The following is a 16,521-nucleotide window of genomic DNA, read 5'->3' as shown; positions in this document are numbered from 1 at the left end:
TTCGGTTGTTATGGAAGAAAAGAAGTTCTATAATTACCCTATAAGCAAATTATCGATAATCTGAGAGTGAAGGAGGTTAAAGTGACGGATCTTTTTTTTTCATCGAATATGGGAACGCTTTCTTTTTTTTGATCTGTATTATCGATAATCGATAATATGAAACGGAGATGTGAGTAGCATGTATGGAAACGTACCTATTTCACCAGTAAACTCGATCAGCGAGCATGTGTATACCACATTGAAGAAGGAAATTCTAGCTGGAGACCTGCAGCCGGGCGCGCGACTGCTCGTGCTTGAGATCGCTAAAAAGTTCAATATTAGCCAAGCACCTGTTCGAGAGGCGCTGGAGCGATTGAAGTCGGCAGGTTTCATTACCGGAATTCCCAACAAAGGCTCCGTAGTCTCTAATATAACCTCCAAAGAAATCAGGGATATTTTCGAGCTTCGTGAAATTATCGAAGGTTTTGCCGTTCGGAGATCCATGGAGCATTTAACCGAGGAGGATTTCCTTTACTTAGAAGACATCATTCACAAAATGGACCTTGCACATGAACAAAACGATATCTTAAACATACTAGAGCTCGATATGGAGTTCCATGGATTCTTCTATAGACGCTGCGATAATCATATGATCCTTGAGCTTTGGAACCGGATGCGGATCAAGGTTATGCGTTTTATGGCGATCTCCAATCGTCATTATTCAACCGATGAACTTGCCGATTGGCATCTAAGGCTCGTAGAGGTACTGCGATCCGGCGACACGGTCTTAGCGGAGCAAACGTTTGTCGAGCACATGCATTCCTATAAAATGATTCATCTCAATTAGTGTCATGCATCTCGCAAGTCAACCTTACAAAAGGGGTAGTGGAGTATGCTGAGCGAGGGATTATTATTTAAAGAAGATGTAATTCTTACATGGATGAGAGATCGTTTTTTGCGCAATTTGGTGTCGGATACCGGTGCCGTTAAATCAGATTTAAAGGATAGTTTATCTCGGCTGCAATTAAATCCTTATTACACTTTTCCGGCTATGGCTTTGCTTGAGCCGACCGCTCATTTTGATGATGAACATGAAAAGATTTTGTACCTGGAGCAAATGAGGGACTACTTGCAGAAAAATATATCGGATGGCAGCGTTGTATTCGTGGATGAAGAGGGAAGGGTCGGCCTTCTCTTTTCCTGGGTATCCAAAGAACAGATTCAAAAGATTCAGGTCATGTTAAAGGAGCAGTTCCTGCAGCCGATCAATATTGGCGTAGGAAAACCCTGCAGCCACCTGTACGACATCGTTCATTCCTACCGGCAAGCTTCGCGAGCGCTTCGGCATAAATTTTACCGGGGGACGGGCACGATTATTTGCTACAGCGAGCTCGGACGCTACGAATCGCTGCAGCAGTATCCTTCCGATAAAGAGAAGGAGCTGTACGACGCTTATAAATCGGCCGAAACAACGGAGGAAATCGTTCAATGCGTGCAGCTGTTTTATGGCGAGCTGCTGCATAAGGGGCCGCTGGATACGCAAATCGTTTACGATCTGACGGTTAGGCTTTTGGTCGGGATCGAGAAAAGAGTGCTTGCGGAAACGGAGAATGTCATCGCCTATGAACGATTCGACGTTATGTCGATCGTAAAACTGGAAACGCTGGAAGAAATCAAGCATTATGTCACTCATTTTCTCATCGGATTAAAGGACGTGCTGTCTCACAGCCAGAAAGAGACCCATCGCAGCATTATCAAAAAAACGATTCACCATATGGAGCAGGAATGCCAGTTCGCCTCGCTCCAAAGCGTTGCCCAAAAGGTATACATGACGCCAACCTACTTAAGCCTGTTATTCAAAACGAACACGGGCAAGACGTTTATCGAGCATTTGACCGATATTCGTATCGATAAAGCAAAGGATATGCTGAAAAGCACGCATTTCAAAAACTATGAGGTTGCGGAAAAGGTCGGCTACCAGGATCCGCGCTATTTTAGCCAAATTTTCAAGAAGAAGGTTGGGCTGTCGCCGAGCGAATACCGGGAATCAGTCGGAAAATAAAGAGAAAAAAAGGACTCTTTCGGCAATAACGCTGCCTGCCGGAGTCCTTTTTTGGTTTTCCAATTAGAGGCGAACATCGCTCTGCGGGCCGTTCCGTTCCGCTTTTTGTGCATCCGCAAGCTCCGTATCCCATGTAAGATGACGGTATTCCGCAGCCGCGGCATCATTTTCGAACCAGTTCAAGAAATCAGACCAAAGCGATACATCCCAGGCGGCATCGATTTGCGCGGTCGAATAGACGCTGTCGCGAAGTCGGACGAACCCGAACACATCGCGCACCTGTGATTTCTCCGCTTGCACAACCGTCAGCTCAGCCAGATGAGGAGGGATGAAAATCACTCCTGACGGCGTGCCAAGCACAACATCGCCAGGCATGCATATTGCTTTGCCGATCCGTGTCGGCACGTTCATGCCAACCATCGTCACGTCGGCGATAGCGGTCGGATCGCTGCCTCGATAGAAGACGTTGATATTATCAATTTCAACGATCTGCTGATTATCGCGAATGCCGCCCCAGATGACGGCTCCGCCGCGTTTGGTCCGTGTCGAGATCGCCGTCGACAAATTCCCGCCTACATAAGTGCCGAGATGAACTTTGTCGAACATGTCCACGACGGCTACGTCATCCTCAACTAATGCATCGATGACCCACTGATTGAAGAAGCCCTTGCGATCCTCGTGCTCATGTCCATGCTTGAGCAAGGTTTCATGCAGATCGGGACGCTTAGGCACCATCACAGCTGTAACGGCACGGCCAACCATCACGTTATTAGGATGTACGATTTTGAAATCACCCTCGAATTGAAAGGCATAACCTCTGTTCCAGAGCGGTCCCCAGGCTTCCTCCAACGTAATTTTCCGCATGCGGCGAAGGACATCCTCGGATACCTTGGGGCGTCCATTAGGAAAACGTTCACCCTCCCAAAGCGGCGTAAGCTGAATCATATCTTCCGGATTATCAAATTTCATCATGAGCACCTCTCTCGCAATAGTATGGTGAAGGCTGGTGTGGCTTGCTTCCTAAGTCTATTGTTAGGGACATTCAAGTATTTGTCGATGCGACTTTCTTAAGGCATTTTTCGCCAATCTATGAATTTTTCACACTATATAAAAACAAACGAATTCATAAATTCCTCCCCTTCAACCCTGTAACCGCTTTCGTATAAAGTTAGAGAACATTATCCATGAAAGGGGAGGAGATGATTGGAGTGAAAACGGAGAGAGCAAACCATATAGAACGGGTAAGCAGACTCGCAAAGCCAAAGCGGAAAGATAAGGGGATGCATCATTTAGCAGGATACGTCTTTATCTCCCCATGGCTGATTGGCTTTTTGCTGCTGACGCTGTGGCCGATTGCACAATCGTTTTATTTGTCCTTCACTGAATATTCATTGCTGGAGGATCCCGTTTGGACAGGTACGGACAACTATTCGAAAATATTTACGAGTGATGCCACCTTTACGAAATCGCTTAGCGTCACCTTTATGTTCGTGCTGTTCTCGGTTCCGCTTAAGTTGTTTTTCTCGCTAATGGTTGCGTTAGCCCTCAACAAAAACATGAGAGGCATGAATATTTACCGCACAGCGATTTATTTTCCGTCCTTAATCGGAGGGAGCATAGCGGTAGCCGCTCTTTGGCGTAATATGTTCGGCATCGACGGCTATATCAATCAAGTGCTCGCTTGGTTCGGAATTGAAGGCGTCGGATGGATTTCCAATCCGGATACATCGCTCGGGACCTTGATATTGCTCAATACCTGGCAATTCGGTTCGACGATGGTTATTTTCCTAGCCGGCTTAAAGCAGGTGCCGCAAGAGTTGTATGAATCGGCATCCGTGGACGGCGCGGGAAAAGTAAGGAAATTCATCAGCATCACGCTGCCGATGCTGTCACCGGTCATGTTTTTCAACTTAGTGCTCGGCATCATCGGTTCCTTCCAGACGTTTACATCCGCTTTCATTATCACCAAGGGCGGGCCGATCAACTCTACGTATATGTATGCGATGTTTCTTTACGAGAAGGCATTCAAGCATTACCAGATGGGATACGCGTCGGCATTGGCATGGGTTTTGCTGACGATAGTCGCGATCCTTACGGTCATTAACTTTATGGCATCCAAATATTGGGTCTTCTACGAATCGGACGGGGGGAAAACAAAATGAATTCGCTGCGCTCTAAGCTTTCGAGCCATGTCTATTTAACCGTTTTCTCCTTTCTGATGCTGTATCCCGTAATTTGGTGGGCAGGGGCCTCGCTAAAAAAAACGGAGGAGCTCAGCCTGCCGACGATCTGGCCGTCGAAGCCGATGTGGAGCAATTACTGGGATGGCTGGCATTTCTCGTCCGAGTATACCTTTGCCCATTTCTTTGGCAATACGCTGCTCATGGAGCTTGGAAACGTGCTTGGCGGCGTTGCCACGGCAGCCATTGTCGCCTATGGCTTCGGAAGGTTGAATTTCAAGCTGCGCGGCATGTGGTTCTCGATCCTGCTGCTCACGATGATGCTTCCGGGACAAGTAACGGTCGTTCCCCAGTACATATTGTTTAACAAGCTGGGGTTTGTCGATAGTTACGTTCCTCTGGTGCTTCCGCATTTCTTTGGGGGAGGCGCATTCTTTATCTTCCTGCTCGTGCAATTCATCCGCGGCATTCCAAAGGATCTCGATGAGGCTGCAACGATTGACGGGGCAAGCGTGTATGGCATTTTTTGGCGCATTGTCCTGCCATTGCTGAAGCCGGCGCTGGTCACGGTCGCTATCTTTACATTCATCTGGAGCTGGGATGATTTCTTCGCCCAAGTTCTGTACTTAAGCTCCGTCGATAAGTTTACCGTCGGCTTGGCGCTGCGGATGTTCATCGATCAATTCGACATCCAATGGGGACAGCTCCTTGCGATGTCCCTGCTGTCGATCTTTCCTTCGGTTATCATCTTTTTCCTGGCCCAGAAGCATTTTGTCGAAGGCATCGCGACAACCGGCTTAAAAGGATAACGGCAACCTATTTTAACCAAATAAAGGGGATGTTTGTGAATGGTCAAAGGTTGGTCAAGGAGCTTTGGGTTACTGATGCTGGTTCTGGTCATCGTATTGTCGGCTTGCAGCGGCGGGGGCGGCAATAACAACGGAAAGCCAACGAACGAAGGCACGAACGCGACGGAAGCACCGGATAATAAAGGAGATGCAGGCGGAGCGACAACCCTAAGCATTATGTGGTGGGGGCCCGATGCGCGTCACGAGGCAACGAAAAAAGCGCTTGAGATCTATACGAAACAAAATGCGAACGTAAATTTTAAACCGGAATTCATGGCATGGGATGCCTTCTGGCAAAAGCTTCCGACGCTTGCTGCGTCTAAGTCCATTACGGACGTTTTGCAAATGGATGCGGCTTACATTCAAGAATACGTATCGCGCGGTCAATTAGAGGATCTCTCTGATATTGATCTAAGCGGCATTGTTGACCCTAATGTGATTTCGAATTTACAAATCGACGGAAAGCTGTATGGTATTCCGCTTAGCCAAAACGCGCAGGGCATCGCCTTCAATAAAACCGAGCTGGAGCAATATGGCATTCCGCTCCCGCATAAGGACTGGACCTATGATGAGTTTTTCCAATGGGCGAGAGACGCGAGAGCGAAGCTGCCGGAAGGGAAATATCCAATCGGAGATACGACGACATGGGATAGCTTCAACTATTACCAGACTTCGATGGGCAAACCGCCGGTTATGTCCGACGGAGGCAAAACCTTCACGCTCGACAAGGATTTATTTATGACCTTCTACCAAACGTACGAGGAATTCCGCAAAGCCAAAATCGTACCGCCAGCCGACAAAGCAGCAGCCTTCCTTGAAAATGATCCGCAGGCCGATCCGATGGCATCCGGCGTGGTCATGACCCGCGGCGCGACAACGGGTTCCGTCAGCGCTTTGGAGCAGCTGATGCCTGGGAAAGTAGGCGTTGTGAACCTGCCTGTCGGACCATCCGGCGGCGGATGGGCGCAATCTACGATTTTCTTAAGCGTGAGCGCGAACTCCAAAAACAAGGATGAAGCGAAAAAATTCGTCAAATGGTTCATTTCGGATAAAGAAGCCGGACAGGCGCTTGGCTTAACACGCGGTATTCCGATTAATCCGGATGTATACAAGGACCTTGAGCCGACGCTTGAAGCCAAAGATAAGCTTGGCAAGGAAATCTATGATTTATCGCTAGACAAGGCTTTGCCTTTCTATCCGCCGGCTGCAGGGTTCTCGGAGTGGGTGGATGCGTACAGGAAGGAAATGGAGGCCGTTACGTTCGGACAACAATCCATTGAGGATGCGTTCAATAAGATTGATAAGATGGGCAAAGAGCTGGCAGCCAAAGCAGGCGGCCAATAATAGAAGAAAGAGGTGCTTAAAGCATGCAATTAGCAGAATTTTTCTCGTCACAGCCTAACCGTCTATGGCAATTGGCAAAGCAGCTTGGCGTAGACCATGCTGTCGGAGGTTTGCCTTGGGAGGAGAAGCTGGAAAAACCATGGGATCTCATGCCCCTGATTCGAATGAAGCAGCGGTATGCCGATTCCGGCCTTGCGCTATCCGTCATTGAATCGATGCCGCCAAGCAACGAGATTAAACTCGGAACCGCAGGGCGCGATGCGGAGATAGAGGTGTTCCAGCAATTCATAACCAATATGGGCGCAGCAGGCATTCCTGTTCTCTGTTATAACTTTATGGCGCAGTTTAATTGGTTCCGGACATCGACAACGACGCGTACGCGCGGCGGAGCACTTGTATCCAGCTATGACCACAGCTTAATGAAAGATGCTCCTTTGACGGATGCAGGGCTGGTGAGCGAGGAGCAGCTGTGGGAAAACATTCACTATTTTATGGAGCAAATCGTTCCTGTTGCGGAGAAGGCGAAGGTGAAGCTCGCGCTTCATCCCGATGATCCACCTATTACGCCTATCCGAGGCGTATCGCGAATTTTGACCAGCAGCGCTGCCCTCCAGCGGGCCATCGATTTAGTTCCCAGCGATTATAACGGAATTACGTTATGCCAAGGCACGTTAGCTACGGCAGGGGATGATATTCCGAGCGTGATCCGCCAGTTTGCCAAACAAGATAAGTTATTTTTCGTTCATTTCCGCGATGTCAAAGGAACGCCGGAAAAATTCGAGGAAACCTTTCATGATGACGGTAAAACGAATATGCTCGAGTCCATGCATACGTATTACGAGGTCGGGTTTAACGGTCCGGCGAGACCGGATCATGTGCCGACCATGGAAGGCGAGGACAACACGAATCCGGGTTACGAGCTGCTGGGGCGGTTATACGGCATCGGTTATATTCGCGGCTTAATGGAAGCGGCATCCGCAGCTAAAGCAGCATCAGGCGCCGTGGCAAGCATTAGCGTATAAGAAGCTGCATTAAGCGTTTTTGATCAAGAGTTTCGTATCAGCTGAACATACGGCAGAAAAGAAGAGCATCTTCTATCCGCGCTGCACGCGGAAAGAGGATGCTTTTTTTATGGCTCCAAAAGGCTATTGACTTTACTACGATATCGTAATAACATAAAACCATAATACTTCACTTTCGTACTAAAAGGAGCTTTTTTTATGCAGCAGCTTTACGACATCCTCCTCAAAACAGGTTTGCGTCCCTTTTCTTTTTTCTCAGAAACGGCCACGCTTGAACGGAATTTGAACCGCTCCGAGCTGACCACGCTGCTTATCTTATCGTTCCGCAGTGAACTAGCGATGTCGGAGCTGTCGGCTGAGCTGGGAGCGCCGCTTAGCTCGATGACTAGTATCGCCAAGCGTTTGGAGAAAAAAGGGTATATCGAACGCTTCAGTTCCATGAAGGATCAGCGCATTACGTTGGTTCGCATGACGGAAGAAGGAAAAAAAGTTGCCGCGGAAGCGCGCAAAATCATGGATGTCAACCTACACCGTGTGGAACAAGCGTTAACGGCTGAAGAGATGGAGCAGTTCCTATCGCTCGTGTTTAAGATTATGAAAGCATTTAGAAATAGCGAAATACAAGAAAAAGATGTAAAGGAAAGCAGCGTCAAACGTATTCGTATCGATGACTAAGCTTTTTTTTGATAAATTAATACGAAATCGTACTAAATGAGAGGGTGTGGACGATGAGAATTATCATTTATACAGGAAAAGGCGGCGTCGGCAAGACCAGTATCGCGGCAGCTACGGCAGTGAAAATGGCTAAACAAGGCAAACGAACGCTCATTTTGAGCACGGATGCGGCACATAGCTTGGCAGACGCCTTCGGCGTAGCGCTAGGTCCGGATCCGGTTCAAATATCGGAGTTTTTGTGGGGGCAGGAAGTAAATAGCTTGCGTGAATGTGAACGAAATTGGGGAGTGGTGCAGGCCTGGCTGGCTAAGCTAATGGATAAGGCCAATCTAAGGGATATTACGACAGATGAAATGATTGTTTTTCCAGGCATGGAAGAACTGTTCAGCTTATTGCAAATTAAACGGCATGCCCAAAGCGATCAATTTGACGCGCTCATCGTCGATTGCGCACCCACGGGTGAAACGCTGCGGCTGCTTAGTTATCCGAATGTGCTGGAATGGTGGATGGAGAAAATCTTTCCGCATGAACGCCGGCTGGTCAAAGTATTAAGACCGGTTACCAAGGTTTTTACCAGCTACGAGCTGCCGAGTGAAGACGTAATGGACAGCATCGCTTCCTTGGTCAACGACATGAGCGAAATGCAGGGCTTGCTGCTGGATCCGGCTATGACATCCGTGCGTATTGTGCTAAATCCCGAGAAGATGGTGATCTCCGAGGCCAAGCGTTCCTTTACTTACCTTAATTTGTTCGGCTTCCATACGGACGCGATTATTGTCAATCGAATTTTGCCGGATGAAGCGTCTGAAGGATATTTAGCGCAATGGCATCAGCTTCATCGCCGCTACGAAGAAGAAATTATGGAGAATTTCAGCCCGCTGCCGATTTTGCGCGTACCGCTCATGACGTCTGAAGTGTGCGGATTGCAGATGCTGGACCAAGTCGGCGAACATTTATTTGAAAATAACGATCCGATGCAAATCATGTACGTTGGGCGAACCGAAGAAATCCGTAAAGTCGATGATGCTTATCATCTCTACGTGGATATTCCTTTCGTGGATAAGCAATCCATTGACCTAACGCAAAAGGGAGAAGAGTTAACGCTCCATGTCGGTTCTTATAAACGTAAAGTTATTTTGCCACGGGCATTGCTGGGATCCACGGTTGAAGGCGCGAAATTTTCCGAAGGAAAGCTGTCTGTCCGTTTTGCGACGAATAAGTAAGCAAGGCAAAGGAGGAGGCTGCTATGAACGATTTAAATAAGATTGCCGAAAGGCTGGTCCAAATGAGTCATGCCATCGAACGGTTCGATGAACAGTTGAAAAAACACGGGGTTCGCCGGCATATGCTTGGATCATGCAAAGAGGCATTACTTGGCGTGCAGGGCATAATCGAAAGCGCGGTCGAAATAATCGAAGAAACGGAAAAAAAGGCAAGTGCGGGGCAAGAATTACGCAAAGTACAGATTAGTGACTAAGCAAGTTCTAACACATTTATGGAGGAGTGCCATATGGTCACAGGGCTAAAAAGACAAAGCGGATTATTGCTTGGATTGACTGGTTATTTACATATTATTGTGGGGTTTATTGTATTCTGGAATCCATTAAAAGAGATTGTGAATGCAGGCATTTTTAATGCGGTGGGGGAGGATTATCCAAGAGCAGCGGCAATCTGGTTTCTATTCAGCGGCCTTTTCGTGGTTTTCTTGGCATTCGTTATCGGGTGGGTGGTTAAGACGAAGGGGATTGAGCTGCCTAGTTCAGTCGGTTGGTGTTTCCTAGTCATCTGCGTGACCGGTGTGATTCTAATGCCGGTATCCGGATTTTGGTTGGGTATCCCGCAAGCTTACCTAATTATCAAAAAATAAGATGGGTCAAAAAGAATCTTTTGTTAATAAAAAAACGGCAGCCAAGGACTGATATTCACGTCCACGGCTGTCGTTTTTCATTTCCGTTTTTTTTACAAAAGCATCATTTTTCAAGCACTGGGTGCAGAAATGGCTAGCTCCACAGCCGATCGTTGGAGTGGTAGTGGTTCCAGTTGTCGGTGGGCTCCCACAGGCCTGGAATTTTCGGATGAAGATGCTGAGCAAGCACCTCATCGTTTAGATCATCGATGCCCAGCCCAGGCGCGTCGCTCATATGAATAAAGCCATTCTGAACGAGGTTCTTCGGAAGCTTGCTGCTGATAATGATATCATCCCACCAAGGCACCTCGCAGGAATGATATTCAAGCGCGAGGAAGTTCTCCGTTGCGGCTGCAACATGGGCGGCAGCCAGGCAGGCAATCGGGCTCTCTGCCATATGGATGGCCATGGCTACGCCGTATTCCTGCGCCATATCGCCAATTTTCTTCGTTTCCAATATGCCGCCGGTCGTTAGTACGTCAGGGTGAATAACCGATACGCCGCCAGCTTGCAGCAGCGGACGGAAATTTTCCTTCAGATAGATATCCTCGCCTGTACAGATCGGAGTGGCAACGGCGCGCGCAAGCTTGGCATACTGATCGGTATATTGCCAAGGGAGCATATCCTCCATCCAAGCCAGATTGAACTTATCAACGCGTCGTCCAAGCTTTATGCAATCCTCAAGTCCGATATGGCCAAAATGGTCTACCGCAAGAGGGACTTCATAGCCGATGACCGCGCGTACGTCAGCCACATATTGCTCGAGCATATCCAGTCCTTTTTCCGTCACATGAATCGCCGTGAAAGGGTGGGGGATATTGTGAATGTCGTAATGCTGGTTACGGATATCGCGAATTTCTTCATCCGTCAGCGTATCGTGATTGTTGCTGTAGCGGTTTTTCGCCGCATTGCGCATTTCATCGATGAAGCCAACCGGCGCGCTGAGCGTACCGGGCTCATTAATGATTTGGCCGATGCCTAAATCCATTTTCAAGAAGGAGAAACCCTGCTCCATACGTTTCTTCAGCGCTAATCCCATGGCCGTACCCGTATCTTTGCCTACAACCTCCGTATCGCAATACATACGGATTTTCTCCCGGAATTTCCCGCCGAGCATTTGGTAAACGGGAATCCCGTAAGCCTTGCCTGCTAAGTCCCACATGGCGATTTCAAGACCGCTGACACCGCCGCCTTGACGGGCATGGCCGCCAAACTGCTTGATGCGGCGGAAGATCTTATCGATGTTGCAAGGATTTTCACCTAATAGACGTCCTTTTAGGATTTGCGCGTATACCTTATCGGCACCGTCACGCACCTCGCCGAACCCCACTAAGCCTTGATTGGTATACACTTTTATCAAGCTGCTGTGAAACGGACCGCCAACAATATCGGTGAAGCGAATATCGGTAATGCGCAGCGAAGCAGGGCTTGAGAAGGTGTTGACATGGGCTAGCGTTTCTTCAAAGGATGGGTTATTGGACACAAAAGGTCACTCCTTGGTTTTATTAGAATGGGTCTTACAAGGGCAGCGGGCGGTATTAAAGCAGCATGCTCCCGCCATCCAGCCGGATCGCCGCTCCGGTCATGAATTCGCTCTCATCCGAAGCAATGAAGCAAACAAGCTGCGCAACGTCCAGCGGTCTTCCGACTCGGCCAAGCGGAAACTTGTCGCGGATAGAGCGGGACGTTTTTTTATGCCGTTCCATATCGTCAGCGGACATGATCGGTTTGGATTCCCTGGCGCTTTGTTTGCCGACATCCACCGCTCCGGGTTCTATGGTATTGACGGTAATTCCGTATTGGGCAAGCTCGATTGCGCTTTCCCGGCCCAGCATGCGTATGCCGCCTTTCGTCATGGAATAAACGACGTCGAAATCGGTAGGCCGCTTACTATGGACGGAGGACATATTGATAATTCGGCCGGACTGCTTCTGCTTCATATAGGGAATAACGGCCTGGATACACTGCCAATAGCCCTTTAAGTTTATGTTCATCAAACGATCGAACGAATTTTCATCATAGTCAAAAAAATCATAATTCAGCTGAAGAGCCGCATTATTGACTAAGATGTCAATGCCGCCGTAATGCTCCGCGACGCTGTTGACCATTCGTTCAATTTCTAGTTTATGCGCGACATTCGCTTGTACAAGGAATGCGGTGCCGCCTTGCTCATCAATGCATTGCTTCGTGTGCAGCGCGCCGGCATCGCTTTGATTGTAGTGGATGGCAACCGATACGCCGCGCCTGGCAAGCTCGATGGCTACCCCCTTGCCGATTCCCGTTCCGGCTCCGGTAACTAATGCGATTTTACCTGCAATACTCATGCTACACCTCCATACCGGCGGTTAAGATCGTTTCATTTTGAAGTTCATATAATGGAGCAAAAACCCGCCGTCGAGTCGAATATCAGAGCCGTTAATATAGTTCGACTCCTCCGATGCGAGAAATAACACCAGTTCTGCCAGGTCTTCGTTTGAGCCTAAAACGGCATTGGGAACCTTATATTCGTAATCATGGTAAAGCGTGGAGATCGTACTTTCAAAAAGCTTATCATCGCCTTCGATCGGGCCAAGCTCAATGGTGTTCACGCTGATACCGAAGCGGCCTAATACGAGCGAGGCTTCTTTTGAAAGCATTTTAACCGCGCCTTTCGCAATGCTGTAGGTAAAGGCGGAGCCCGTCGGTTTTTCGGCATGAATCGAAGAGACGTAGATGATTTTTCCCGACTGCTTCTCCTTCATTTGTTTTCCGGCGGCCTGCGTGCAAATAAAAGCGGATTTGGCATTCACGGCAAGGCTTTGCGCGAAAGTTTCTTCCTCGCCAGCCTCAATGGTGCATGGATAAACTGCTTTATTGTTGTGGATGAGCACGTCTACCGGACCCAATTGCTGCGCAGCGAATTGAAGCATGTCGGTCACTTCGGTACTTTTGCAAAGGTCAATATTGACAACGATCGCCTGCGAGCCTGCTTCCTGGACGAGCAGTAATTCCGCAGCGAGGTCCGAGCCGCCCGAATAACTATTCAGAATAAACTGGGCACCGCTTGCGGTCAATCGCCTAATGATTGCGCGGCCGCTAGCGCTGTCCGCATCCGTAAGAAAGACAACCTTTTTTTGCAAATGCATAGATCCCCTCCATCAAAGCAGACGTAAAAAGAATAATAGGCCTTGTAGCTTTATCTTAGTGAGTTTGCCCCTAACGTGGCGATGCCGTAAAGTTATGATTTCGTTTGTTTTTTTGCAATACATGAGGTTTGAGAAGGCTAGAGAATGTACCCAACTCTAGCGGGAAGAGAGGGGGAGGAACATTGAAGGGGACAGCTATGGTTGGCATAAAATAAAAGCGGGCAGCCGGACATGAAGATTCATGTGCCGGACAGCCCGTTTTTTCCGTTAAAGATAATGGATTAAGATGCAGGCGGAAGCTGGGTAAGCGTCGGCTTGGCATAACCTTCCTTGTAGGTTTCATCAATGATTTGGCGAATTCGCGAGGTCTCGATACCCGCAGCTTTCATTGCTGCCGAGGTAACGGCTATTTCAAGGCATACTCCGCAGCGCGTGCCATGATCGTCCCAGACAACGGATCCGTCATCCTTCAGCTCTGCGATGAAGCAATTCAGATTGTTCTTGTGGCCGGCACTTTCGCTGCATCCGCAGTAGCAGGGGATATAGGTCAAAACGTCGGTTACCGTCGCTGCCGTTTGATAAGCGGTCCGTATGTCTTTGGAGGCGCTCTCCAAAAAAGCAGGCAAAATTTCGAGGGAAGCCGTCGTCTCTTGCAAATCTCCTGATGCGGTATGCTGGCTATGGTCGTGATTGGCGCTGCTTGCTTTATTTGCGTTTGCGGCTTGTTGGCCAGCGTCCGAGCTGCTGCCGCAGGCGCTGAGCAGCATGGAGGAAAGCAGCACCGAATAAAGGGTAGTTACAGCCATTCGTTTCAAGTAGGGACACTCCTTTTTCTATCAATGGTTTATTATAGCATTTTGAAATACAAAAAAAATTGCGCATATGATACTATTAATGGGCGATTGCTAACTTCAATTCTGCAACTTTTCCATTTTATCGTACTAAATGCTGCATGACAAAGGGAGCGATTAACGATGAAGGTATTGTTTATTGGAGGAACCGGATTAATCAGCGAAGCCGTATCTAAGCTAGCTATTTCACGAGGGATCGACTTATATCTGTTTAATAGGGGCAACCGCGACGGATTCGTTCCTGAAGGCGCGCATGTCATCATAGGGGATATCCGAAATCCTCAGGATGCTGCGGCAGCGCTCAAAAACGAGCAATTCGACGTAGTGGTCGACTGGATTGCTTTTACGCCTGAGCATGTCAGCGTTGACATCGAGCTGTTCCGCGGCAAGACGAAGCAATATATTTTTATCAGCTCGGCATCAGCCTACCAGAAACCGCCCAAGCATTATATCATTACGGAGGATGCGACGCCGCTCGAAAATAAATATTGGCAGTATTCCCGCGATAAAATTGCTTGCGAGCAGCTTTTGCTTGATGAACAAGCAGCCACGGGTTTCCCGGTCACGATCGTTCGGCCTTCCTTTACCTATGGCGATACGATGATTCCTGCGGCGCTGAATAGCTGGCAGCATCCGTGGTCGCTTATTGCGAGAATTCGTGCCGGCCGTCCCGTAATCGTGCATGGAGACGGCTCGTCGCTGTGGACGATGACGCATAATACCGATTTTGCCAAAGGTTTCGTTGGCTTGTTAGGCAGAGAGGAAGCGATTGGCGAGGCGTATCATATCACCTCCGATGAGGTGTTAACCTGGAATCAAATCTACGAAGCGATCGGGGCGGCTGCCGGCGCAGAGCCGAAGCTTGTTCATATCTCCACGCCGTTCCTGATTTCTCATGACCCGGAGCTTGAAGGCGGCCTGCTGGGCGACAAATCCGTAACGAGCGTGTTCGATAACAGCAAGATTAAAGGTTTAGTGCCTGACTTTGACGCAGCTTTATCGTTCGCGGAAGGCATCAAGCGCACGGTTGCTTGGTTTGAAGCCCACCCGGAACGCTGTACCGAGGATCAAGCATGGAATGATCAAATGGATCGTATTATCGAGGCCCACGCGGCAGGCTTTAAAAAATAAGTCTGAATTCGAATGAAAATAGCTGAAAAAGGCTCTTATTCTCAAGGGAATAAGAGCCTTTTTTTGCTTGCATTTACACGCAAAAACGAGATTGCAAGCATGAAAGCTATAATTAAATTTTTTCTCATAATTGCCTTTTGGAAGAAAAGAAGGATAAAAACTCGTCTTTTGATGGAAACAGCGACATATACTCATCACAGACCGTCCACTTTAACCCGATGCCTGCTATTCTCGTTATCTAACTTCTATCGTAACAGGTATACTTCATTAACTTAAGGGAGAGGTATAATCATGCGAAAAAAGTTGAATCAGCAATTTTTTGTTTACCTGCTTGTTTTATCTTTAGTCATTACATTAGGCATGTACGTCCAACCTTTAAATAACGACCAGCAAGTCCATACGGCTGCAGCGCCGCAAAAGCCAGCAGAACAAGCTTCTTCCGGGATTGTCCTCACAACGGAAGCGCAAGAGCCTGTTTCATCTCCAGTCATAACGGCGACACCCTCACCGATTTCTACGCTTACCGAAGCTGCGGCGACAAAAGCCGAACAGCCTTCAACCATCCTTCCAGAACCCGAAATTCCCATTGAAGAAGAGTCCGCCGTTCAAGTAAAGCCCTTAAATACATATGAAGTTTCCGCCTATTATTTAAACGTCCGTAAAGGACCAAGCGCGAAAACGGCAATCCTCAAAGTAGTGAAACAGGGGACGCGTTTAGAAATTGCTTCAAAAACAGATAACGGCTGGCTCGAGGTGCAGGGCGGAGGTTACATTCACGGCGATTACGCCAAAAAAGTGAAAAATGAAGTTTCAGTATTATCCTTCCCGGATACGACCAACCGTCAACCTACAATTGAAATCAATGATGGCCGCGCAAAGATCGCGCAGCAATCCGAAACCATAGAAGAAAAGCCCGAAAAGGCCATAGAGGAAGTGCTAAGCGCGCCGACATCCGTTGTGAATTCCGATTCCGGCTTGACCGAAGCGCATATCGCCAAAATATTTGAAGGCACAGCGTTATCCGGACATGATTTGGAACAAGCTATCCTCGAAATCGAGGAAGAATATGGGATTAATGCCTATTTTACAATTGCAGTCATGAAGCTGGAGAGCGGAAACGGCAAAAGCCGGTTAGCCAAAAGCAAAAATAATTTGTTTGGCTTGAATGCGATAGACGGGGATAAGTACAACAAGGCGTTCAGCTTCAAAACGAAAGGAGACAGCGTACGAAAATTCGGACAGCTTCTCTCCAAAAATTACGTCGGCAAAGGGCTCACGACCATAGAAAAGGTTGCCCGAAAATATTGCCCCGCCAATTCAAAATGGTCCAGCTTGGTGAAAAACATAATGAAAAGCGATTACAGGAAGCTCTAACATGGCATTTTTGTTTCAAATATG

At 48.2% G+C, this 16,521-nt stretch carries 17 protein-coding genes; 12 read left to right on the top strand and 5 right to left on the bottom strand.

Translation table 11 applies throughout. From position 1 onward, the window contains the following. Positions 1-178 precede the first annotated feature (178 nt). Together ACN6MW_RS30775 and ACN6MW_RS30770 are read left to right on the top strand one after the other, a co-directional pair. Complete coding sequence (locus tag ACN6MW_RS30775; RefSeq protein WP_419873522.1) at positions 179-826, top strand: GntR family transcriptional regulator; 648 nt, start codon at positions 179-181, stop codon at positions 824-826. Between the two features lie 45 nt (positions 827-871). After that, entirely contained in the window at positions 872-2,041 is a 1,170-nt protein-coding gene (locus ACN6MW_RS30770; protein ID WP_419873521.1) for a helix-turn-helix domain-containing protein, read from the top strand. Between the two features lie 63 nt (positions 2,042-2,104). On the opposite strand, the gene ACN6MW_RS30765 is transcribed toward ACN6MW_RS30770, so the two are convergent. Continuing rightward, positions 2,105-3,010: an RraA family protein gene (locus ACN6MW_RS30765; RefSeq protein WP_419876497.1), complete on the bottom strand. Its 906-nt coding sequence runs from the start codon at positions 3,008-3,010 to the stop codon at positions 2,105-2,107. A 311-nt stretch (positions 3,011-3,321) separates the two neighbouring features. Between ACN6MW_RS30765 and ACN6MW_RS30760 the strand changes: the two genes are divergently transcribed. The 8 genes from ACN6MW_RS30760 (at position 3,322) to ACN6MW_RS30725 (ending at position 9,977) form a co-directional block, all read left to right on the top strand. After that, entirely contained in the window at positions 3,322-4,203 is an 882-nt protein-coding gene (locus ACN6MW_RS30760) for a carbohydrate ABC transporter permease (protein WP_419876496.1), read from the top strand. Further along, a complete protein-coding gene (locus ACN6MW_RS30755; RefSeq protein WP_419873520.1) occupies positions 4,200-5,030 on the top strand; it encodes a carbohydrate ABC transporter permease in 831 nt (276 codons plus the stop codon). Before ACN6MW_RS30760 ends, ACN6MW_RS30755 begins: the two co-directional genes overlap by 4 nt. A 39-nt stretch (positions 5,031-5,069) precedes the next feature. Beyond that, complete coding sequence (locus tag ACN6MW_RS30750; RefSeq protein WP_419873519.1) at positions 5,070-6,413, top strand: extracellular solute-binding protein; 1,344 nt, start codon at positions 5,070-5,072, stop codon at positions 6,411-6,413. A 23-nt stretch (positions 6,414-6,436) separates the two neighbouring features. Continuing rightward, the gene (locus tag ACN6MW_RS30745) at positions 6,437-7,435 is read left to right on the top strand and encodes a mannonate dehydratase (protein WP_419873518.1); all 999 of its coding nucleotides are present in this window, start codon (positions 6,437-6,439) and stop codon (positions 7,433-7,435) included. Between the two features lie 198 nt (positions 7,436-7,633). Continuing rightward, the gene (locus ACN6MW_RS30740; RefSeq protein WP_419873517.1) at positions 7,634-8,110 is read left to right on the top strand and encodes a MarR family winged helix-turn-helix transcriptional regulator; all 477 of its coding nucleotides are present in this window, start codon (positions 7,634-7,636) and stop codon (positions 8,108-8,110) included. A gap of 53 nt (positions 8,111-8,163) precedes the next feature. Beyond that, positions 8,164-9,333 carry an ArsA family ATPase gene (locus ACN6MW_RS30735; protein WP_419873516.1) on the top strand — a complete coding sequence of 390 codons (1,170 nt, stop codon included), beginning with the start codon at positions 8,164-8,166 and terminating at the stop codon, positions 9,331-9,333. Positions 9,334-9,356: 23 nt separating this feature from the next. Then, positions 9,357-9,587: a hypothetical protein gene (locus ACN6MW_RS30730; RefSeq protein WP_419873515.1), complete on the top strand. Its 231-nt coding sequence runs from the start codon at positions 9,357-9,359 to the stop codon at positions 9,585-9,587. 33 nt (positions 9,588-9,620) lie between these two features. Continuing rightward, positions 9,621-9,977, top strand: a complete 357-nt coding sequence (locus ACN6MW_RS30725; RefSeq protein ID WP_419873514.1) for a DUF6463 family protein — start codon at positions 9,621-9,623, stop codon at positions 9,975-9,977. Between the two features lie 133 nt (positions 9,978-10,110). Here ACN6MW_RS30725 and ACN6MW_RS30720 read toward each other — a convergent pair whose 3' ends face one another. The 4 genes from ACN6MW_RS30720 to ACN6MW_RS30705 all read right to left on the bottom strand — a co-directional run bounded on the left by ACN6MW_RS30720 (position 10,111) and on the right by ACN6MW_RS30705 (position 13,947). Beyond that, positions 10,111-11,499, bottom strand: coding sequence for a mandelate racemase/muconate lactonizing enzyme family protein (locus ACN6MW_RS30720; RefSeq protein ID WP_419873513.1), 1,389 nt, complete (start codon positions 11,497-11,499; stop codon positions 10,111-10,113). Positions 11,500-11,554: 55 nt separating this feature from the next. Continuing rightward, on the bottom strand, positions 11,555-12,340 hold the full coding sequence (locus tag ACN6MW_RS30715) for an SDR family NAD(P)-dependent oxidoreductase (protein WP_419873512.1): 786 nt from the start codon (positions 12,338-12,340) through the stop codon (positions 11,555-11,557). A gap of 21 nt (positions 12,341-12,361) precedes the next feature. Beyond that, positions 12,362-13,141 carry an SDR family NAD(P)-dependent oxidoreductase gene (locus ACN6MW_RS30710; RefSeq protein WP_419873511.1) on the bottom strand — a complete coding sequence of 260 codons (780 nt, stop codon included), beginning with the start codon at positions 13,139-13,141 and terminating at the stop codon, positions 12,362-12,364. A gap of 281 nt (positions 13,142-13,422) precedes the next feature. Continuing rightward, complete coding sequence (locus tag ACN6MW_RS30705; RefSeq protein ID WP_419876495.1) at positions 13,423-13,947, bottom strand: PCYCGC motif-containing (lipo)protein; 525 nt, start codon at positions 13,945-13,947, stop codon at positions 13,423-13,425. A gap of 168 nt (positions 13,948-14,115) precedes the next feature. Here ACN6MW_RS30705 and ACN6MW_RS30700 point away from each other — a divergent pair, with 168 nt between their 5' ends. Next, entirely contained in the window at positions 14,116-15,123 is a 1,008-nt protein-coding gene (locus tag ACN6MW_RS30700) for an SDR family oxidoreductase (RefSeq protein ID WP_419873510.1), read from the top strand. A gap of 291 nt (positions 15,124-15,414) precedes the next feature. Continuing rightward, positions 15,415-16,497: a glucosaminidase domain-containing protein gene (locus ACN6MW_RS30695; RefSeq protein ID WP_419873509.1), complete on the top strand. Its 1,083-nt coding sequence runs from the start codon at positions 15,415-15,417 to the stop codon at positions 16,495-16,497. The last annotated feature ends 24 nt before the right edge of the window (positions 16,498-16,521 follow it).

Origin of the sequence: Pristimantibacillus sp. PTI5 (genome assembly GCF_048572955.1) — a bacterium.
In the GTDB taxonomy this organism is placed as follows: Bacteria; Bacillota; Bacilli; order Paenibacillales; family Paenibacillaceae; genus Pristimantibacillus.
Note: the sequence above shows the minus strand (reverse complement) of the source record. Positions and strands in the feature narration are given on the sequence as shown.